Below are 593 nucleotides of genomic sequence, written 5' to 3' on the forward strand. Positions count from 1 at the left end.
AGCCGCCGCAGCAGCAGGGAGAGCCCGAGTCCGACCAGGACCAGGATGACGGCGATCGCGCTGGCCGGGCCCATCAGGTTGGCCTGGAAACCCTGCTGATACATGAGCAGGGCGAGGGCGCGGGTGGCGTCGCCGGGACCGCCGGCGGTCAGCACGTAGATCAGGTCGAAGAACGTCAGCGACCCGACCACCATCAACGTCGACGACGTGATGATCGTGTACTTCAACTGCGGCAGCGTGATGCTCCAGAACTGCTTCCACCGGCCCGCACCGTCGATCTGCGCCGCCTCGTACATCGACGTCGGGATCTGACGCACCGCACCCTGATAGATCAGCGAATGGAACGGGATGAACTGCCACGACACGATGAAAATCAACGTCGCCATGGCCAAGGTGGCGTTACCCAGCCAGTCCTGATTCAGCGCCGCGATCCCCAAACCGGAACCCAGCCCGAAGTTCGGGTCGAGCAACGACTTGTACGTGATCGCGATCGCCGCCGAACTCAGCAACAACGGAATGAAGAACAACACCGCCAGGAACTCGCGATAACGCTTACGAGCCGCGATGAACACCCCGATCAGGATCGACAACGG

The 593-nt window shown here is 62.4% G+C and carries 1 protein-coding gene; it reads right to left on the reverse strand.

The genetic code is table 11. The annotated features are described in order from the left end of the window. A partial coding sequence (locus tag KXC43_RS50330; protein ID WP_221383442.1) for a carbohydrate ABC transporter permease occupies positions 1-593 on the reverse strand: 593 nt, incomplete at both ends.

It is taken from the genome of Paractinoplanes polyasparticus, assembly GCF_019710575.1.
Taxonomy (GTDB): domain Bacteria; phylum Actinomycetota; class Actinomycetes; order Mycobacteriales; family Micromonosporaceae; genus Actinoplanes; species Actinoplanes polyasparticus.